General features: G+C 71.3%; 15 protein-coding genes. 7 read left to right on the forward strand and 8 right to left on the reverse strand.

Annotation, left to right across the window (positions count from 1 at the left end; translation table 11 throughout):
• Positions 1-187: 187 nt before the first annotated feature.
• Positions 188-3,028 (reverse strand): preprotein translocase subunit SecA, encoded by a 2,841-nt coding sequence (gene secA / locus IE265_RS32630; protein ID WP_190039366.1) that lies wholly within the window; start codon positions 3,026-3,028, stop codon positions 188-190.
• Between the two features lie 233 nt (positions 3,029-3,261).
• Here secA and IE265_RS32635 point away from each other — a divergent pair, with 233 nt between their 5' ends.
• Positions 3,262-3,840, forward strand: a complete 579-nt coding sequence (locus tag IE265_RS32635; protein WP_190039367.1) for a GNAT family N-acetyltransferase — start codon at positions 3,262-3,264, stop codon at positions 3,838-3,840.
• A gap of 86 nt (positions 3,841-3,926) precedes the next feature.
• Positions 3,927-5,132, forward strand: coding sequence for a winged helix-turn-helix domain-containing protein (locus IE265_RS32640; protein WP_190039368.1), 1,206 nt, complete (start codon positions 3,927-3,929; stop codon positions 5,130-5,132).
• 174 nt (positions 5,133-5,306) lie between these two features.
• Here the strand turns inward: IE265_RS32640 and IE265_RS32645 are convergent, their stop codons facing one another.
• The 7 genes from IE265_RS32645 to mtnA form a co-directional block, all read right to left on the reverse strand.
• Positions 5,307-6,053, reverse strand: a complete 747-nt coding sequence (locus IE265_RS32645; RefSeq protein ID WP_190039369.1) for a response regulator — start codon at positions 6,051-6,053, stop codon at positions 5,307-5,309.
• Between the two features lie 206 nt (positions 6,054-6,259).
• Entirely contained in the window at positions 6,260-6,952 is a 693-nt protein-coding gene (gene hpf, locus IE265_RS32650) for a ribosome hibernation-promoting factor, HPF/YfiA family (RefSeq protein ID WP_373303080.1), read from the reverse strand.
• Positions 6,953-7,241: 289 nt separating this feature from the next.
• Positions 7,242-8,246 carry a ComF family protein gene (locus IE265_RS32655; protein WP_190039371.1) on the reverse strand — a complete coding sequence of 335 codons (1,005 nt, stop codon included), beginning with the start codon at positions 8,244-8,246 and terminating at the stop codon, positions 7,242-7,244.
• A 455-nt stretch (positions 8,247-8,701) separates the two neighbouring features.
• Positions 8,702-10,549, reverse strand: coding sequence for an LpqB family beta-propeller domain-containing protein (locus IE265_RS32660; RefSeq protein WP_190039372.1), 1,848 nt, complete (start codon positions 10,547-10,549; stop codon positions 8,702-8,704).
• The gene (gene mtrB / locus IE265_RS32665; RefSeq protein ID WP_190039373.1) at positions 10,539-12,617 is read right to left on the reverse strand and encodes an MtrAB system histidine kinase MtrB; all 2,079 of its coding nucleotides are present in this window, start codon (positions 12,615-12,617) and stop codon (positions 10,539-10,541) included. The genes IE265_RS32660 and mtrB overlap by 11 nt, the downstream gene beginning before the upstream one ends.
• Position 12,618: 1 nt before the next feature.
• On the reverse strand, positions 12,619-13,308 hold the full coding sequence (gene mtrA, locus IE265_RS32670) for a two-component system response regulator MtrA (protein ID WP_188114266.1): 690 nt from the start codon (positions 13,306-13,308) through the stop codon (positions 12,619-12,621).
• An 8-nt stretch (positions 13,309-13,316) separates the two neighbouring features.
• On the reverse strand, positions 13,317-14,462 hold the full coding sequence (gene mtnA, locus IE265_RS32675; protein ID WP_190039374.1) for an S-methyl-5-thioribose-1-phosphate isomerase: 1,146 nt from the start codon (positions 14,460-14,462) through the stop codon (positions 13,317-13,319).
• A gap of 140 nt (positions 14,463-14,602) precedes the next feature.
• On the opposite strand from mtnA, the gene IE265_RS32680 reads away from it, so the two are divergent.
• The 5 genes from IE265_RS32680 to IE265_RS32700 are packed head-to-tail and all read left to right on the forward strand — an operon-like array spanning position 14,603 to position 20,297.
• Positions 14,603-16,015 (forward strand): DUF7847 domain-containing protein, encoded by a 1,413-nt coding sequence (locus IE265_RS32680; protein ID WP_190039375.1) that lies wholly within the window; start codon positions 14,603-14,605, stop codon positions 16,013-16,015.
• Positions 16,016-16,019: 4 nt separating this feature from the next.
• Positions 16,020-16,796, forward strand: a complete 777-nt coding sequence (locus tag IE265_RS32685) for a DUF4129 domain-containing protein (RefSeq protein WP_190039376.1) — start codon at positions 16,020-16,022, stop codon at positions 16,794-16,796.
• Complete coding sequence (locus IE265_RS32690) at positions 16,793-17,989, forward strand: DUF4350 domain-containing protein (RefSeq protein WP_190039377.1); 1,197 nt, start codon at positions 16,793-16,795, stop codon at positions 17,987-17,989. Before IE265_RS32685 ends, IE265_RS32690 begins: the two co-directional genes overlap by 4 nt.
• Complete coding sequence (locus IE265_RS32695) at positions 17,986-18,987, forward strand: AAA family ATPase (RefSeq protein ID WP_373303079.1); 1,002 nt, start codon at positions 17,986-17,988, stop codon at positions 18,985-18,987. The genes IE265_RS32690 and IE265_RS32695 overlap by 4 nt, the downstream gene beginning before the upstream one ends.
• Positions 18,987-20,297 (forward strand): DUF58 domain-containing protein, encoded by a 1,311-nt coding sequence (locus IE265_RS32700; RefSeq protein ID WP_190039379.1) that lies wholly within the window; start codon positions 18,987-18,989, stop codon positions 20,295-20,297. Before IE265_RS32695 ends, IE265_RS32700 begins: the two co-directional genes overlap by 1 nt.
• The last annotated feature ends 159 nt before the right edge of the window (positions 20,298-20,456 follow it).

Below are 20,456 nucleotides of genomic sequence, written 5' to 3' on the forward strand. Positions count from 1 at the left end.
CCGCCCGGTCCGAAGAGCGCCTGCCGGGTCCGGCGGCCCGCCCGGTCCGAAGAGCGCCTGCCGGGTCCGGCGGCCCGCCCGGTCCGAAGAGCGCCTGCCGGGTCCGGCGGCCCGCCCGGTCCGGGAAGCCCGAAGGGCCGGACACCCGAGGTGTCCGGCCCTTCACGGTTCGACGCGGTGCGAGCCGTCACTTCTTGCGGCGACGGCCGCCCTTCTGCTGCTTGCGGCGCTCGGCGCGCGTGAGGCCGTCGGACTCGGAGCGCACGGGCTCGTCGTCGTTGGCGAAGTCGCCCTCGACGATGCCGCCCTCGCCGTCGACGGTCGGAGCGGAGAAGTGCAGCCGGTCCGGACGCTGCGGAGCGTCGAGGCCCTTGGCACGGATCTCCGGCCGCGGCGCGCCGGCGGGAACGGCGTCCTGCTTGGCGAGCGACGGCCTGGAGTCCTCCACGGGGACCTCCTCGACCTGCTGCTCGACCTGGACCTCCAGGTTGAACAGGTAGCCGACGGACTCCTCCTTGATGCCGTCCATCATGGCGGTGAACATGTCGAAGCCCTCGCGCTGGTACTCGACCAGCGGGTCCTTCTGGGCCATCGCGCGCAGGCCGATGCCCTCCTGGAGGTAGTCCATCTCGTAGAGGTGCTCGCGCCACTTGCGGTCGAGGACCGACAGCACGACCCGGCGCTCCAGCTCACGCATGATCTCGGAGCCGAGCTGCGCCTCGCGGGCCGCGTACTGCTCGTGGATGTCGTCCTTGATGGACTCGGAGACGAACTCGGCGGTGAGGCCCGCACGGTCGCCCGCCGCCTCCTCCAGCTCCTCGACCGTGACCTTCACCGGGTAGAGCTGCTTGAAGGCGCCCCACAGCCGGTCCAGGTCCCACTCCTCGGCGAAGCCCTCGGCGGTCTCCGCGTCGATGTACGCGTCGATCGTGTCGTCCGTGAAGTGCTGGATCTGCTCCTGCAGGTCCTCGCCCTCCAGGACGCGCCGGCGCTCGCCGTAGATGACCTCGCGCTGCCGGTTGAGGACCTCGTCGTACTTGAGGACGTTCTTGCGGGTCTCGAAGTTCTGCGTCTCGACCTGCGACTGGGCGGAGGCGATGGCACGGGTGACCATCTTGTTCTCGATCGGCACGTCGTCCGGGACGTTCGCCATCGACATGACGCGCTCGACCATCTGGGCCTTGAACAGCCGCATCAGGTCGTCGCCCAGGGAGAGGTAGAAGCGGGACTCGCCGGGGTCGCCCTGACGGCCGGAACGACCGCGCAGCTGGTTGTCGATGCGCCGGGACTCGTGGCGCTCGGTGCCGAGGACGTAGAGCCCGCCGAGGTCCTTGACCTCCTCGAACTCCGCCTGGACGGCCTTCTCGGCACGCTCCAGGGCGGCGGGCAGCGCGGCCGCCCACTCCTCGATGTGCTCCTCGGGGTCGAGGCCGCGCTGGCGCAGCTCCGCCTCGGCGAGGTCGTCGGGGTTGCCGCCGAGCTTGATGTCCGTACCGCGGCCGGCCATGTTCGTGGCGACCGTGACGGCGCCCCTGCGGCCGGCCTGCGCGACGATCGTCGCCTCGCGGTCGTGCTGCTTCGCGTTCAGCACCTCGTGCTGGACGCCGCGCTTGCTGAGCTGCTGCGAGAGGTACTCGGACTTCTCGACCGAGGTGGTGCCGACCAGGATCGGCTGGCCCTTCTCGTGCTTCTCGACGATGTCGTCGACGACCGCCTCGAACTTCGCGACCTCGGTGCGGTAGATCAGGTCGGACTGGTCCTTGCGCACCATCGGGCGGTTGGTCGGGATCGGGACGACGCCGAGCTTGTAGATCTGGTGGAACTCGGCGGCCTCGGTCATCGCCGTACCGGTCATGCCGGAGAGGCCCGGCACTTCCTTGCCCTGGTGGTCGTGGCGCTTGTAGAGGCGGAAGAAGTTCTGCAGGGTGATCGTCGCGAGCGTCTGGTTCTCGTCCTTGATGTCCACCCCTTCCTTCGCCTCGATCGCCTGGTGCATGCCCTCGTTGTAGCGGCGGCCGGCGAGGATACGGCCGGTGTGCTCGTCGACGATCATGACCTCGCCGTCGATGACGACGTAGTCCTTGTCCTTCTTGAAGAGCTCCTTGGCCTTGATGGCGTTGTTCAGGTAGCCCACCAGAGGCGTGTTCACCGACTCGTAGAGGTTGTCGATGCCCAGCCAGTCCTCGACCTTGGCGACACCGGGCTCGTGGATCGCGACCGTGCGCTTCTTCTCGTCGACCTCGTAGTCGCCGGTCTCCTCGATGCCCTTGAGGGTGTTGCCCGCCTCGCCCTTCTTCAGGCGCGTGACGAGCTTGGCGAAGTCGCCGTACCACTTGGTGGCCTGGTCGGCGGGGCCGGAGATGATCAGCGGCGTGCGCGCCTCGTCCACGAGGATCGAGTCGACCTCGTCGACGACCGCGAAGTTGTGGCCGCGCTGCACCAGTTCGTCCTGCGACCACGCCATGTTGTCGCGCAGGTAGTCGAAGCCGAACTCGTTGTTCGTGCCGTACGTGATGTCGCAGGCGTACTGCTCGCGACGCTGGGCCGGCGTCATGTTGGCCAGGATGCAGCCGACTTCGAGGCCCAGGAACTTGTGGACGCGGCCCATCATCTCGGAGTCGCGCTCGGCCAGGTAGTCGTTCACCGTGATGAGGTGGACGCCGGCACCCGAGAGGGCGTTCAGATAAGCGGGCAGCGTGCCGACCAGGGTCTTGCCCTCACCGGTCTTCATCTCGGCCACGTAGCCGAGGTGGAGTGCGGCGCCACCCATGATCTGCACGTCGTAGTGACGCTGGCCGAGGACGCGCTTGGCGGCCTCGCGGACGGTGGCGAACGCCTCGGGCAGCAGGTCGTCGAGGCTCTCGCCGTCGGCGTACCGCTGCTTGTACTCATCGGTCAGGGCTCGCAGCTCGGCGTCGGAGAGGTCGACGAAGTCCTCTTCGATGGAGTTGACCTGGTCCGCGATGCGGTGCAGCTTGCGCAGGATCTTGCCTTCGCCTGCACGCATGATCTTCGAGAGGACGGACACGGGGGTTTGTCTCCTTGCCGGTCGGGCCTGGGACGGTCGGTTTGAAAAGACAGCTTCAGCAACGGCCATCGTAAGCGAGGACCCCGCCGCGCCGGGAGGCCTGCAGGGCACAGCCACCTGGACAACGGACACGGGTGGCGGAAGGTGCCGCACGGCCACCACGAAAGGTGACCGTCGGGTCACGCAGGGCAAAAGTGATGGCTTCCCCAGGCGCGCCCGAGCAGAATCGGCGGATGGACCCCGTCACGCTGACCTCCGCACGACTCCTGCTGCGCACGGTGGGAGCGCACGACACCGACGCCGTGTACGACGCCGCCCAGGATCCCGACATCCAGCGCTGGACCACGATCCCCTCCCCGTACCTGCGCGAGCACGCGGCGGGCTTCACCGAGCAGATGGTGCCCGACGGCTGGGCGGACGGCTCGATGTTCACGTTCGGTGTCTTCCTGCCGTTCGGCGGCGAGCTCGCCGGGATGCTCGGCATCACAATGCGCTCCCTCGGGGTCGGCGAGATCGGCTTCTGGACGACGAAGGAGCACCGGGGCAACGGCTACATCTCCGAGGCCGTCCTGACCGCCTCCCGCTGGGCGTTCACCCGGCTGGCGATCGACCGCGTCGAGTGGCGGGCCGAGGTGGGCAACGCGGGCTCCCGCGCGGTCGCCGAACGCACCGGGTTCACCATCGAGGGCACGCTGCGCTCCGCCATCAACAACAAGGGCGTGCGCCGCGACTGCTGGGTCGGGTCGCTGCTGCCCTCGGACCTCGGACTGCCGTCGGCGGCGCCCTATCTGCCGGCCCGTCACCGGGACTGAGCCCCTGGTCCGCGGCGTTCGGCACGCACCGGGGGATTCCCGCGGGTCCCGCGCCGGTGTCAGTGCGGGCGTCTATCGTGCGGACCATGACGAGTCTGCCGCGCCCGACCGCCGAACTCTCCGCCGACGAGGCCCGCCGGATCGCCCTGCGCGCGCAGGGGTTCCTGGGCGCGCCGGACCGCAGCGGCGGGGTCCGGGGCGTGCTGCGGCACCTGGGCGCGGTGCAGCTCGACACCATCTCGGTGCTGGCCCGCTCACACGAACTCATCCCGTACGCGCGCCTCGGCGCCGTCGGCCGCAGGACGGTCGACGACGCGTACTGGACCGCGACCCCGTCCGCGGACGGGGGTCCGGGCAGCCCCCACGCGTTCGAGTACTGGTCGCACGCCGCGTGCATCCTCCCGGTCGAGGAGTGGCCGCACTTCGCGTTCCGCCGCCGCGCCTACCGCGCGCGCCCGCACTGGAACCACGACCTGCCCGCAGGCACCTACGAGCAGGTCGTCAAGCAGTTGAGGACCGAGGGCCCGCTGACGGCCACCGACCTGGGCGGCGCGAAGAAGACCAGCGAGTGGTGGGACTGGTCGGGCACGAAGGTCGCCGTCGAACGCGCCCTGATGTACGGCGAGGTGGTGTGCACCGAGCGCCGCGGCTGGAAGCGGGTCTACGACCTGGCGGAGCGGGCGATCCCGGACGCGCTGCTGCACGACGAACTGGACGACCAGGAGTGCCTGCGCCGCCTCGTGCGGCTCGCCGGCCGCTCCCTGGGCGTCGGCACGCGCGCGGACATCGCCGACTACCACCGGCTCAAGGGCGAGCAGGTCGACGCGGTGATCGCGGACTCGGGTCTGGTCCCGGTCACGGTGGCGGGCTGGGGGAAGCCCGCTTGGGCCGACCCCGCGGCGCTGGAGACACCCGCGCGCGGCCGGCACCGCACCACGCTGCTGTCGCCGTTCGACTCCCTGATCTGGGAGCGTGCGCGCACGGAGCGGATCTTCGGATTCACCCACCGCCTGGAGGCCTACGTCCCCAAGCCGAAGCGGGTGTACGGCTACTTCGCCATGCCGGTCCTCGCCGGCGGCCGCCTGGTGGGCCGGGTGGACCCCGCCCGCGACGGCGCCACGCTGGTCGCCAAGCAGGTCACGCTGGACGGCCCCAAGGCGGTCCCAGCGGTGGCCCAGGCCCTCCTGGAGGCGGCGAGCTGGGTCGGCTGCACGAACGTCCGCGTGGAGCGCGTGGACGCCCCGGACCTGCGCGCGCCGCTGGCGGCCGAGCTGGCCCGGAGCCTGGCCTGACGCCCCCAGCGAGTCCGGCCCGACGACCCACGCCCCGACGACCCACGCCCCGACACACCCCGCCCGCGGACGCGGGACGCCTGGTGCCCGACACCTGACCTGATGCGTGACGTCTGACGCCTGCGGCGCCGAAGGGCGTCGGGCGGAAGGCCACCGGCGCGCATCCCGCGGAGGTCACCGGATTTCGAGGATCTTCTCCCGCATGGCGTAGACCACGGCTTCCATCCTGGAATGCAGTTGCAGCTTCTCCAGAATGTTGCGCACGTGGTTCTTCACGGTGTTCTCGGAGATGAACAGTTCCTTGGCGATGTCCCGGTTGTTCATTCCGGTGGCGACGAGCTTGAGAACCTCCAGCTCGCGTTCCGTGAGCCGCGGCGCCGGCACCAGCCGCCGCTCGTCCGTCCGCTGGATCATCGACTTGAACTCGGTGAGCAGTTTCGACGCCATCGACGGGCTGATCTGCGACTGGCCGTCGGCCACTGCACGAATGGCCGTGGCCACCTCGTCCGTGGAGATCTCCTTGAGGAGATAACCGGTGGCCCCCGCCTTGATCGCGTCGTAGAGGTCCGCCTCCTCGTCGCTGATCGTCAACATGATGATCTTCGCGCTGGGGGCGACCTCCTTGATGGAGGTGCACGCCTCGATCCCGCCCCGCTTGGGCATCCGCACGTCCATCAGCACGATGTCGGGCAGCAGGTCCGCGGCCTTGTCGACCGCCTCGGCGCCGTCGCCCGCCTCGCCGACGACCTGGATGTCCTCCTCTGCGGCCAGCACGATCTCCAGGCCGCGACGGAAAAGGGCGTGGTCGTCCACGACGAGGACCCTGATGGGCTCCTTGCGTGAGGAGGCCCCGTCCGGGCCCATGCCGACGACGCCGTCGTCGGCATCTTCGTCACGCATCGGTCCGAAGCTGTCCGCCATGGGTCCTCCCCCTGAAGGCCGTGGCCTGTGTTCCTGTGCCATCGCCAACCCAAGGCAACGGCGCCCCGGTTGAGGCGGGTAGAGCCATGATTTCATGCCCGGACGACAACGGGACGACAGAGCAGGGCACGAAGGGGTCGCACACCGGTGCCCCTGGGGGCGCGCGCACGCTCCAGGGGCACCGGTCCAGCGCTCACAGGGCGAGGTCAGCCGCCCAGTGCACCACTCACCGGGGTGCTCTGCCCCTGGGCCACCATCGGGTCCGTGTTGAGGTGGATGACGCCGTAGTCGTATGCGTGCCGCCGGTAGACGACACTCGGCTCCTTGGTCTCGGAGTCGACGAACAGATAGAAGTCGTGCCCGACCAGCTCCATCTCGTAGAGCGCCTGGTCGAGCGTCATCGGGGACGCGACATGTGTCTTCTCGCGCACGACGAGGGGGCCGTCGCCCTTCACCTCGAGCGACCCGACCATCTTGGTCGGCACCGCGTCGGGCTCTTCGTCGTGGACGACGTCACCGTTCCCGTTCAGCGTCGCCGCGCCCGGAACGTGGTCGGCGACCTCGGCCGCCGAGATCCTGCGGGCTCCCCTGCGGGTGTGCCGCTTGTCGTGCTGCTTCCGCAGCCGGGCCTCGAGCTTGTCGGTCGCCAGGTCCAGCGCCGCGTACGCGTCGCTTGCCGCCGCCTCCGCCCGAATCACCGGACCGCGCGAGCGGAGCGTGATCTCCACCCTGTCGGAGCGGTCGGCCTGCCGGGGGTTCGGCTCCTTGGACACCTCGACGTCGAGGCTGATCACCTTGCCATCGAGCTTCTGGATCTTCTCCAGCTTCAGCTTCTCGGCCACGTGCTTGCGGAACCGCTCGGGCACCTCGGTCTTGCGGCCCTTGACGACGATGTCCACGCAGAACTCCGTTCCCGGATCACTCCGCATCAACGGCGGAGCATCTCCCTTTTGCACCAGGCCCCGGTACGTCCCGAGGCCTCGGACTTGGTGACTTCCACCTCCTCCTCCCCCGCGGGCAAGATCTCCACCCCACCGTCGCGGGTGATTGCGGAAAACACGAGGGACGGCATTCGGAGATGCAAGGTCCGGCGTTCGCCATTCCCTCACAACCGAACATATCTCGCCTGGACGGATGTCGTCACCCTCTACCGAGACGTACCTCCATTCAAGCGAATTGGACCAGTCACTACCTGCAACGACGCAACTCCTCTGTCAGTTCCGGTTTATTTTCGAAAGATGCTGGAGACGACGCGACCACTGCCGCGCCGATCGTGTCTCCCTCAACGTCCCTGCCGCCCAATTCCCTCACCGGTTCCGGGCGTCCTACACCTGTCAGTGGCACGCGAGTCCCCGCGCGCCCCCTTCCTCCCGCTTCCCACGCTTCCTCGGCGGCCGTCCGGCCGTACGGGTGGTTCCGCTGCCGGAGCGCGGCTCCCACGGCCCGGGCCGCCTCGGCGAGGGAGGCGCCCGTGGTCATCAGGTCGTCGACGAGCACGACCCGGCCGCCCTCCGCCAGCAGGCGCATACCGCCCGGGGCCACCTCCAGGGCGCCGGCGAGGTTGTCCAGCCGCTGCCGGGAGTCGAGCCCCGACTGGTCGGCCACGGTCCGCCGCTGGCGCAGGACGGCGAGCACCCGGGCCGGCGTACCGGTTCGCCGCAGCTCGCCCGCCGCAGCCAGCGCGATCCGACGTGCCGGGTCGTGTCCCCGCGCTCGGACCGCCCTGCGCGTGGAGGGCACCGGCACCAGCGCCAGCGGACCGCCGAAGCCGCCGGCTCCCCCGCACGGAAGGACTCCGTCCTCGGGCGCACGCCCGCCCCGCGCGGCCCCTGTCCCTGCTCCTGCTCCTGCTCCTGCTCCTGCCTCAGTCCCAGCGGGTGCTGTCCGGACAGCACCCGCCCTTTCGGCTCCGGCTCTCACAGCCACCGCCAGAGCCGCTCCCAGCGGCCCCGCGAGTATCAGCGCCCCCCGTTCCTTGTGGGCGAGCAACATCGCCCGCACCTCGTTCTCGTACCGCGCCGCGGCGTGCACCACAGGCAGCCCCGGCGGCTCCGGCTCCGGTCGCACCCGGCTCGGTACGGCCCCCGTCAGGGCGGCACGGCACTCCGGGCAGAGCGCCGTGCGAGGCCCACCGCAGCCTCCGCACTCGGCCGGCAGCACCAGGTCCGTGAGGTCCTGCCACCACCCCCGCATGGCCACCACTGTGCCAACGCCCGGCCGACCCGGCCACCCCTGTGGACAACCGCCTGTGGACAACTCCCCGCAACGGTCGAGGGCGGTCACCCACACGAGCGCAGCACGGGAGCAGCACGGGAGCAGCACGAGCGCAGCACGCGAGCAGGGCCTCGATTTCCCGAGCCCCGAGCCCCTGATTCCGCCCACCTTGCGCCCGGTGCCCCGCACCCGGCCCCGCACCCCGCGCCCCGCCCCGTGCCCCGCACCCCGCCTCGTGCCCCGCGCGCCACCTCGGCGCACCGCCCCGCCCCGCGCCCCGCGCCGGGCGCACCGCCCCTCGCAACAAGCGCCGCGCGTCGGACGACGACCCCGACACCGACCGTCCCGAATCCGGCGTCGGGCGCCGCGGAAACAGAGAACCGGCGCCCCGCCGAAAGGCAGGACGCCGGAGGACCGGCACGCGAGGCCGGTCGTCACCCCGGATAGACCGGCGCCATCCCCGTCTTCACCACGGTCTGCCACTGCTCCCCGGAGGAGAGCCGCACGATCCCGTCCTCCGAGTGCGCCACCAGGGGCAGCCGCTCGTCCTCGGACGCCGCGATCTCCTTCACGCCGGTGAGCGCGGAGGGCGCGGACCCGACCGGCGTGGAGCCGTCGACCTGCACGTACCGGATCTGCTGCACCCCGCCGGCCTCGCGCCCGACCACGACCAGGCGGCTGTCGCCGGCCCAGGACATGGCCGTGACCTCCTCCAGCCGCGGCGCCACGGACCGCAGTTCGTGGATCGCGACGGTTTCCCGGCCGCCCGGTCCGTCCTGCCGCTCGATCCGCCCGATGAGCAGGGTCGTGCTGTCACCTTCCCGAACGATCAGCGCGATCCGCACGCCGTCCGCGGCCACGCGCACCGCCTCGATCCGCCCTTCGAGCCCGACGGGCGTCTTGACGGCCGTCGGCTCCTCCGCGCCCTTCGCCAGCAGGAGCAGCCGGGAGTCCTTCGGGTCGCGGTCGGCCACCCACAGGCCGCCGCTCGCGTCCCAGCTGGGTGTCGAGAGCCCGTCGTCCTCCGAGGTGGCCTTGCTGCGCACGACGGCCTCGCCGAGCGAACCGCCCGACGCCAGCGACCCCACGAAGAGGGAGCGCCCGTCGAGCGACACCCCGGCCGCGGTGTCCTCGTCACGTGAGACCGCCGCGGACCGCAGGGCCTTGTCACCCTTGCCGAGCGCGCCGGGAACCGGTTCGGGGTCCTGTTCGCTGCCCGCCGCCGGTATCCGCACCAGCCGCTTCTCACCGTCGATGAAGTACTCGTACTCGGCCCGCTTCGCCGGCCCGTGCGCGACGTAGATCTCGGCCCTCTTGTCGGTCAGCACACAGGACTGCGTGCCGTCCGAGCGCTGGATCTCCACCTCGTCGATGCCCGTGGGCGTGAGGTCCTGGAGGGTGAAGAGGATCTGGGCAGCCATCTCCGTGCACACGGACTGCCCGACCCGGTCGGCCTTGGCGTTCAGCGGCACGGTCAGCCGGTTCTGCTCGTCGGGGGCGAGCTCGGCGTTCTTCTTGAGCGCCGTACCGGTGGGGAAGCTCGACCTGACCACCGGCTTGAGCCAGCTCGTCGGGCCCTTGAGCAGCGACGTGACCATCTGGGTCATCGGGTCCACCTGCTCGCGCACGTAGACGGGGTCGGCGACCGCCCCGAGCTGCCCGTCGGGCCCGTCCTCCGCGTTCGAGGCGAAGTAGTACTTGTTGACGGACTCGTAGTTGCGCTGGAAGTCGGACAGGCCCATCACGAGGCCCTGCGGCAGCGCGTCGATGCGCCACTGCTTGGTGCCGTCCTTCTTCCTGGACTCCGTGAGGTGCACGCTCTCGTCGTACCTCCCCGCGGCGGGCTCGTAGGCGAACTGGGAGTCCACCCGGGCGACCCGGGCGCCGGTCAGCGCGTACGCGTAGTCGCCGGTGGCCTCCCGGCTGTTGCTGTGCTCGGCCACGGTGTTCGGGCCGTCGGCGAGCACCGTCGTCGACTGGTTCGGCCGCCACTTGGCCGACGCCTCTTCGGTCAGGTACTTGCGCGCGGTCTCGAACCCCTGGTCGTCGCTGGTCAGCGCCTCAAGGAAGCCCTGCACGATCTCCTCGGGCTGGGCGTTCTCGCGCGGCGGCATGGCGAACACCCGGACCTGCGCCTCGGGCCGCTGGGACGACTCGACGTCGCGCAGGCCCCCGTTGTCCGGCATCGAGGCGCACCCGGTCATCAGTACGACTCCGCAGCAGGCGTACACCCCTGCGTGAACCGGACGCCGGCGGCCTCGGCGCTCACGGTCAGCGCCCACGAGTTCCCTCCCCATGCTTCACCTGGTCCAGCTCCGCCGCGGCTTCCGCGGCTTCCGGGCCGTGCTCACCCGGCCGCGCGTCGGCGGGTGGCGCGGGCGTGCCACGCGTACCCGCCGAGGGCCGCGGTACGACGCGCGCGCCGTTGCCCGGCAGTGCCGCCGGGTCGACGGCTCCCGCGACGGGGGGCGTGTGGGACGCGCGCGCCGACATCGGCGGCACGGAGCGCTCGCCGGTCGGCTGGACCGGAACCGTGGCCAGTTTCTGCGTGCCGCCGAGCGGCAGGCCCGCGTCGTTCAGTCCGCGGTTGCGCCGCGAGTCCTTGGGTTCCAGCGGAATCGGCGAGCCCCGCAGCGGCTCGTCCGCCGTACGCGGCAGCGTCAGCCGGAACTGGGAGCCGCCACCGGGCTCGCCCCAGGCCTGGAGCCAGCCACCGTGCAGCCGCGCGTCCTCCAGGGCGATGGACAGGCCGAGGCCCGTACCGCCGGTCGTACGGGCGCGTGCCGGGTCGGCCCGCCAGAAGCGGCTGAACACCCGGGTCGCCTCTCCGGGCTTGAGTCCCACGCCGTAGTCCCGCACGCCGATCGCGACGGCGCCGCCCGCCGCGGCGAGCTTGACCACGACGTCCTTGCCCTCGCCGTGCTCGACGGCGTTGACCACGAGGTTGCGCAGCACCCGCTCCACACGCCGGGCGTCCGCCTCGGCGACCACTGGCTGCTGGTCCCCGACGACGCGTATGTGCGTGCCCTTGCGCTCGGCGAGCGGTTCGGCGCCGCTGACCACTCTGCGTACGACCTCGCGCAGGTCTATCGGCTCGGCCTCCAGGGCCGCCGCTCCCGCGTCGAACCGGCTGATCTCCAGCAGGTCCGCGAGGAGCGTCTCGAACCGGTCGAGCTGGTCGGCGAGCAGTTCGGCCGACCGCGCGGTCACCGGGTCGAAGTCCACGCGCGCGTCGTGGATGACGTCGGCGGCCATCCTGACGGTGGTGAGAGGCGTACGCAGTTCGTGCGACACGTCGGACACGAACCGCCGCTGCATCCTCGACAGGTCCTCAAGCTGCTGGATCTTCAGCTGGAGGTTCTGCGCCATCTTGTTGAACGCCTCGCCCAACCGTGCGATGTCGTCCTCGCCGGTGACCTTCATACGTTCCTGGAGACGCCCGGCGGACAGCCGCTCGGCGATGCCCGCGGCCATCCGCACCGGTGTGACGACCTGGCGCACCACGAGCCAGGCGATGGCGCCGAGCAGCACCACGACGAAGAGTCCGGCCGTGGCGAGCGTGCCCTTGACCAGGCTCAGGGACTTCTCCTCCTGCGTGAGCGGGAAGAGGTAGTAGAGCTGGTACGGGTCGTTGTTGGGGTCGTTGAGCTGCGTACCGATGATCAGCGCAGGTTGGGAGTCCTGGCCGCTGAGGTAGACGATGCGCGTGTAGTTCTGGACGGCTCCCGTGCCGTCGTCGACCCGCTCGCGCAGGTCCTCGGGCACGCTGAGGCTCGGGTTGACGTCGCCCGACGCGCGGGGGCCGAGACCCCTGCTGTCGTTGTCGGCCGAGGTGGTGCTGAGCGTGACGACGCTGAAGGCGCCCTGGCCACCGCTGGAGAGCGACACGACGAGGGAACTCATCCAACCGCTGACGTTGCGCACCTTGTCGTCGCGGCTCGAATTGTCGTCGCCCGCCGCTCCGGCCGCGTCGTCGGCCTCCTTCTTGGCGACCGCGAAGCCGCCCATGGCCTGGCTCTGCGACACGCTCACCTTCGCGTCCAGCAGGCCGTTGCGCACCTGCCCGATGACGACGAAGCCCAGCAGCAGGACGACACCCAGCGACATCAGGAGCGTCGTGACGACGACCTTGAGCTGGATGTTGCGCCGCCACAGGCGCATCACGGGCAGCAACGGGCGTCGCACCCAGCGCATGAGCAGCCGCAGCACCGGGCTGCCCTGGACTCCGCCCTGGAGCAGCCCTCCCGCGGTGAACCGTCGCCGGCGGGAACCCGTCATCCTCCGGCCGACAGGCCGCTCCGAACGGACTCCCGGATCGCCGGGTGCCGAAGCGGCACTGTCCCGGGGCATATCAGCTCGGTCCGGCCTTGTAGCCGACACCTCGGACCGTCACGACGATCTCCGGACGCTCAGGGTCCTTCTCGACCTTGGAGCGCAGTCGCTGGACGTGGACGTTCACCAGCCGGGTGTCCGCCGCGTGCCGGTAGCCCCAGACCTGCTCGAGGAGCACCTCACGCGTGAACACCTGCCACGGCTTGCGCGCCAGCGCCACCAGCAGGTCGAACTCCAGCGGGGTCAGCGCGATGGACGCGCCGTCCCGCTTCACGGAGTGACCGGCCACGTCGATGACCAGATCGCCGATGGCGAGCTGCTCGGGTGCCGGTTCCTCCGACCTCCGCAGCCGCGCCCGGATCCGGGCCACCAGTTCCTTCGGCTTGAACGGCTTCACGATGTAGTCGTCGGCACCCGATTCGAGGCCGACCACGACGTCGACGGTGTCGCTCTTCGCGGTGAGCATCACGATCGGTACCCCGGACTCCGCCCTGATCAGGCGGCACACCTCGATGCCGTCCCGGCCGGGAAGCATCAGGTCCAGGAGCACCAGGTCGGGCTTGCTCTCACGGAAAGCGGCCAGCGCCTTGTCGCCGTCGGCTACGAAAGACGGCTCAAAACCTTCACCACGCAACACAATGCCGAGCATCTCGGCCAGTGCGGTGTCGTCATCGACGACAAGGACTCGTCCCTTCATAAACGACATCATCCCATTAACTAAATCGTTATCTGTCGTGACCTGTCACACAGCTCTGCGAGCGCCTCTGCCGTCACGGGCGACACAACGCCCTCCTCGGTGACGATCGCAGTGACCAACTCCGGTGGTGTCACATCGAATGCGGGGTTGTACGCCTGCGTCCCGAGGGGCGCCACCGGTATCCCGCCCCCCGCTTCGAATCCGGCCACGGACACCTGAGGAGCTGTGATCTCCGTCACTTCGTGACCGGCCCTCTGTTCGACCTCGATCGATGCTCCGTTCGGGGTGTCCGGGTCCACCGTAGTCAGCGGCGCCACCACGATGAACGGCACGTGGTGGTACCTGGCCAGCACCGCGAGCGGATAGCTCCCCACCTTGTTGGCCACCGAACCGTCGGCCGCGATGCGGTCCGCCCCGATGAGGACCGCGTCCACCTCCCCCGCCGAGAACAGCGACCCCGCCGCGTTGTCCGTGAGCAGCGTGTACGCCATCGCGTTGCGCGCCGCCTCGTAGGCCGTCAGGCGAGCACCCTGCAGCAACGGCCGCGTTTCGTCCACCCACAGCCTGCGCAGCCGGCCCGCGCGATGCGCCGCGAGCGCCACCGCGAACGCCGTACCCTCCCCCGCCGACACCAGCGCCCCGGTGTTGCAGTGGGTCAGGATGCGGTGATTGCCCCCGGGGAGCAGCTCGTCCAGCAGCGCCAGACCGTTGACGGCCATGCGGGCGCTGGCCTCGGCGTCCTCCCGGTGCAGCGCCCGCGCGGCCGCGAGCGCGGCCTCGGCCGCCTGCTTGTGGTCACCCCCGGCCACCAGCACGGCCCGATGCGCGGCTTGTGCCCTGCGCACCCCGTACGCGAGGTTCACCGCCGTCGGGCGCGCGCTCGCGAGCGCGGCGGCGGCCTCGTCCACGCCGAAGCCCCGCGCGGCGGCGAGCGCCACCCCGTACGCCCCCGCGACGCCGAGGAGCGGCGCCCCGCGCACGGCGAGCGTCCGGATCGCCTCCACCAGGGCGGCCGCGTCCGTGCAGACCAGCTCGACCTCCTCCGCGGGCAGCCGCGTCTGGTCGAGGAGGACCAGTACGGGACCCTCAGGCGGCTCGTCCCAGCGGAGCGCGGGTATCTCGGTGGGCCGGTTGTCCTCGCGGGATGTCGCGTACTGATCAGCCATCCATCCAGTCTGCCCCGTACCGGGCGGACAATTGAAGGTGTGCAGCCCATACGGCAGCCGGTCACTTCCGCGGCACACCGTGGCACGATGGCAGCCAACCTGCCCCCGCGACCGCGCGCGGGCACCGTGAAGGAGCAACGATGAACGACACTCCGGGCTGGGCAGCGCCCGGATCTGCCCCCTCCGACGGGCAGAACGGACAGGAGCCGCCGGCCTCCGGCCCCTCCCAACCCGCGGACCAGCCGGGTCAGACCGGCACACCTCCGTCCGGCCCAGGCCCGAAGTGGTCCAAGGAGCAGCCTCCGCCGGCCCAGTGGCCCGCCCCCGGCGGACCCCAGGGCGCCCCGCCCCAGGCCCCACCACCGCCTCCGCCCGGCCCCGGCTGGGGAGGACAGCCGCCCACCGGCCCCGGCGGCTACGGCGGCCCGGGCGGCTACGGTCCCGGACCCGGTGGATACGGTCCCGGGCCCGGCCAGTACGGCGGCCCCGGCGGATACGGCTACGGTCCCGGCCCCGGTGGGCACCCCGGCTGGGGCGGCGGCTGGGGCGGTCCCCCGCCCGCGGCCAAGCCCGGAGTGATCCCGCTGCGCCCGCTCGGTGTCGGCGAGATCCTCGACGGCGCCGTCTCGACGATGCGGACCTACTGGCGCACGGTCCTCGGCATCTCGCTGACCGTCGCCGTCGTCACTCAGATCGCCGTGATCCTGCTCCAGGGCCTCGTCCTCGACAACAGCACGACCGCGGACACCCTCAACGACCCCGACGCCACCGTCGACGAGCTGACCCGCGCACTCGGGGACACCGTGATCGGCTCCGGCGCCGTGCTGCTGATCACCCTGCTCGGCACGATCGTCGCCACCGCCCTGCTCACGACCGTGACCAGCCGCGCCGTACTCGGCAAGTCGGTCACCACCGCGGAAGCCTGGAGCGACGCCCGACCGCAGCTCCTCAAGCTGCTCGGCCTCACCCTGCTGCTCCCGCTCATCGCCTCCGCGGCCGTCGTCGTGGGCATCCTGCCGGGCATCCTGCTGGGCCTCGCGGGCGGCGGCGACGGAGCCGTCGCGCTCGCGGCCCTCGGCGGTCTGGCCGGCGGCCTCGTCGCGCTGTGGCTCATGATCCGCTTCTCGCTGGCCTCCCCCGCCCTGATGCTGGAGAAGCAGGGCATCCTCAAGTCGCTCACCCGCTCCACCAAGCTGGTGCGCGGCTCCTGGTGGCGGGTCTTCGGCATCCAGCTGCTCGCGACGATCATCGCGAACATCGTCGCGTCGATCATCGTGATCCCGTTCGCCGTCCTCGCCTCCGCGGTGAGCGGCAACGGGATGTCGAGCTTCCTCGACGCCGGCGCCGGCGACCTCGGCTGGACGTTCCTCGTGGTCAGCGGCATCGGATCGGTGATCGGCGCGATGCTCACGTTCCCGATCACCGCGGGCGTCACCGTGCTCCTCTACATCGACCAGCGCATCCGCCGCGAGGCCCTCGACCTCGACCTGGCCCGCGCGGCCGGTGTCCAGGGCTACGGCACCGGCGTCCCGGGCCCGACCCCGGGGAGCTGACGGAGTGGGTCCGGCCGGGGGAGTTCTCACAGCGATACGCACGCTGCCGCACACCGACGGCACAGTGCTGCGCTCGCTGCCGCGCGCCGACGGCGAACCACCGGTGTCGATCCCGCGCGACCCCGCACGGGAAGCGGCCCGGCGCGAGCTGTCCGAGCGGATGTACCACGAGAACGACCCCGGCCTGTTCCGGCGGGCCCTCGACGCCTTCTGGGAGTGGCTGGACGGACTCTTCGGCGCCGCCTCGGCGGCGACACCGGGCGGCATGCTCGGCCTGCTCGTCGTCGTCCTGGCTGCCGCGGCCCTCATCGGTGCCCTGTGGTGGCGGCTCGGCACCCCGCGCCTCAGTCCGGTGTCGGCGGCCGCGCTCTTCGACGACCGGCCGCGCACAGCGGCCGAACACCGCGCCGCAGCCGAGGCACACGCGGCCCAGGGCCACTGGAACCAGGCCGTCCAGGAACGCATGCGTGCCGTCGTCCGCTCCCTGGAGGAACGCGCCCTGCTCGACCCGCGTCCCGGCCGCACCGCCGACGAGGCGGCGGCCGAGGCCGGCCGGAGCCTCCCCGCCCACACGGACCGACTGCGCACCGCGGCACGGGACTTCGACGACATCACGTACGGCGGGCGAACCGCCGACCGGGGAACGTACCAACGCCTGACCGACCTCGACCGCGACCTCGAACGCACCAGACCGGTCCTCGCGAGCAGTACCCGAAACACAACCAACACAACCAACACAGCCAACACGGCCCACGCCGCCCACCGAGGGGCCGCCGAGTGACCACGGGGGCCACCACCCTGCCGTCCACCTCCACCTCCCCCACCGCCCGCCGGCTGTGGGCCCGGTCGCGCGGTGTACTGCTCGCTGCCGTGGTCCTCCTCGCGGCGGCCGTCGCCATGGCAGTGGTCCGCTCGGGCGACCGCCACGACAACCTCGATCCGCGCTCGGCCGACCCGTACGGCAGCCGCGCCGTCGCCGAACTCCTCGCCGACCAGGGCGTGTCCACACGCGTCGTCACCACCCTCGACGAGGCGGCCGACGCCGCAGGGCCGGACACGACCCTCCTGGTCGCACGCCCCGACCTCCTGACCGACCGCCAGCAGACGCGACTGCGGTCCGCACTCCGCACCTCCGACGGCCGCACCGTGCTGGTCGCCCCCGCGACCCCGTCCGTCGCGACCCTCGCACCCGGCGTCACGGCCGCCCCGGCGCCCGCGTCCGACACCACGCTTCCGCCGGACTGCGAACTCCCGGCCGCCCGACGGGCAGGCACCGCCGACACGGGCCGCGTCCGCTACACCACGGAAGCCCTCGACGCGGACTCCTGCTACCCGAGCGACGGCCTGCCCACCCTGCTGCGTCTCCCGGCGGCCGAGGGGAAGGGCGACACCGTCGTCCTCGGCGCCCCCGACATCCTCCTCAACGACCACCTCGACAAGCGGGGCAACGCCTCGCTCGCCCTCCAACTCCTCGGCTCCCGCCCCCATCTGGTCTGGTACCTCCCCTCGCTGTCCGACGACTCGGCCACCGACACGGGCGACCGCAGCTTCGTCGACCTGATCCCCCCGGGCTGGCTCTGGGGCACACTGCAGCTCTTCTTCGCCGCGCTGCTGGCAGCCCTCTGGCGTGCCCGCCGCCTCGGCCCGCTCGTCCCCGAACGGCTCCCTGTCGCGATCCGCGCCTCCGAGACCGTCGAAGGACGCGCCCGCCTCTACTCCAAGGCCCGCGCACGCGACCGCGCCGCCTCGGCCCTGCGCTCCACGACCCGCATCCGCCTCGCCCCCCTCGTCGGCGTCTCCCCCACTCAGGCACACGCGCCCGAGGCCCTGCTCCCCGCCCTGTCCACCCGGATCCACCGGGAAGGACAGCCCCTGCACTCGCTCCTCTTCGGGCCGCCACCGCACGACGACGCAGCCCTCATCGCACTCGCCGACCAACTCGACGCCCTCGAAAGTGAGGTACGCCGTCCATGATGGACCCGACCACTGACAACGCCGCGTACACCGGGGGGACCGGGGACGCAGCCGGCGCCCGCGCCTCCCTGGAAGCCCTGCGCGCCGAGATCGCCAAAGCCGTGGTCGGCCAGGACGCGGCCGTGACCGGGCTGGTCGTCGCCCTGCTCTGCCGCGGGCACGTCCTCCTCGAAGGAGTCCCGGGCGTCGCCAAGACCCTGCTCGTGCGGACCCTCGCGTCCGCACTCGAACTGGACACCAAGCGCGTCCAGTTCACCCCCGACCTGATGCCCGGCGACATCACGGGCTCCCTGGTCTACGACGCCCGCACCGCCGAGTTCTCCTTCCAGCCCGGCCCGGTCTTCACGAACCTCCTCCTCGCGGACGAGATCAACCGCACCCCTCCCAAGACCCAGTCCGCGCTCCTCGAAGCCATGGAGGAACGCCAGGTCACGGTCGACGGAACCCCGCGTCCGCTCCCTGAGCCCTTCCTGGTCGCGGCGACCCAGAACCCGGTCGAGTACGAGGGCACCTACCCCCTCCCGGAAGCCCAACTGGACCGCTTCCTGCTGAAACTGACGATCCCGCTCCCCTCGCGCCAGGACGAGATCGGCGTCCTGACCCGCCATGCCGAAGGCTTCAACCCGCGCGACCTGCGCGCTGCGGGCGTACGCCCCGTCGCCGACCCCGAAGACCTCGAAGCGGCCCGCACGGCAGTCGCCAAGACCTCCGTGTCCCCCGACATCACCGCCTACGTGGTGGACATCTGCCGCGCCACCCGCGAGTCGCCCTCCCTCACCCTCGGGGTCTCCCCTCGCGGCGCGACCGCCCTCCTCTCCACAGCCCGCGCCTGGGCCTGGCTGACCGGCCGCGACTATGTCATCCCTGACGACGTGAAAGCACTCGCCCTGCCCACACTCCGCCACCGCGTCCAACTCCGCCCGGAGGCCGAGATGGAGGGCGTGACGGCGGACTCCGTCATCAACGCGATCCTGTCCCACGTCCCCGTACCGCGCTGATGGCCCTCACCGGACGCACCGCACTCCTGGCCGCGCTCGGCTCCCTCCCCGTGGGCATCTGGGAGCCGAGCTGGACGGGCATCCTCGCGGTGAACACCCCTCTGGCCCTCGCCTGCGCCTGCGACTTCGCCCTGGCAGCCCCGGTACGCCGCCTCGGCCTGAGCCGCTCCGGCGACTCCACGGCCCGTCTCGGCGAGACCGCCGACGTCACACTCACCGTCACCAACCCGTCCCGACGCCCCCTGCGCGCCCGCATCCGCGACGCCTGGCCGCCGAGCAGTTGGGAGCCCGGCACGGAAGTCGCCGCGTCCCGGCACCGGTTGACGGTCCCCGCCGGCGAACGCCGCCGAGTCACCACCCGTCTGCGCCCCACCCGCCGCGGCGACCGCGTCGCGGACCGCGTCATCATCCGCTCTTACGGGCCCCTCGGCCTGCTGAGCCGTCAGGGCAGCCACCAGGTCCCATGGACGGTCCGCGTCCTGCCGCCGTTCACCAGCCGCAAGCACCTGCCGTCGAAGCTGGCCCGCCTGCGCGAACTCGACGGCCGCACCAGCGTTCTGACACGCGGTGAGGGAACGGAGTTCGACAGCCTGCGCGAGTACGTCCCCGGGGACGACACCCGGTCCATCGACTGGCGCGCGACCGCCCGCCAGTCCGCGGTCGCCGTCCGCACCTGGCGACCCGAACGCGACCGCCACATCCTGCTGGTCCTCGACACCGGCCGCACCTCCGCAGGCCGTGTGGGTGACATCCCGCGTCTCGACGCCTCCATGGACGCCGCCCTCCTGCTGGCGGCACTCGCCTCCCGCGCCGGCGACCGCGTGGACCTGCTCGCCTACGACCGCCGGGTACGCGCCCTCGTACAGGGACGAGCCGCGGGCGATGTCCTTCCCTCCCTGGTCAACGCCATGGCACACCTCGAACCCGAGCTCCTGGAGATGGACGCCCGCGGCCTGGTGTCCACCGCGATGCGGACGGCCCCCCGCCACTCCCTGATCGTGCTGCTCACCACGCTCGACGCGGCCCCGATCGAAGAAGGCCTACTCCCCGTCCTCTCCAGGCTCACCAAACGACACACCGTCGTCGTCGCCTCCGTGTCCGACCCGCACATCGCGCGCATGTCGACGGCACGAGGAACCACGGACGCGGTGTACGAAGCCGCAGCGGCGGCACAGTCGCAGGCGGAACGCCATCGCACGGCAGAACAGCTTCGACGTCACGGAGTCACTGTCGTCGACGCGACCCCGGAAGCCCTCCCGCCTGCACTGGCCGACGCGTACTTGGCACTCAAGGCAGCAGGCCGTCTCTGAAAACAGAGCGGACGAAGGGGCAAAGGGGCAAAGAGAAACGAAGACAACAAAAAAGAGAGCCGGACCGTAAACGCAGAAAAGCCCCCGCACCGAAGCGCGGGGGCTTTCCCATATAAAATTTGTTCGGCGGCGTCCTACTCTCCCACAGGGTCCCCCCTG

The organism is Streptomyces fructofermentans (assembly GCF_014651055.1).
GTDB lineage: Bacteria > Actinomycetota > Actinomycetes > Streptomycetales > Streptomycetaceae > Streptomyces > Streptomyces fructofermentans.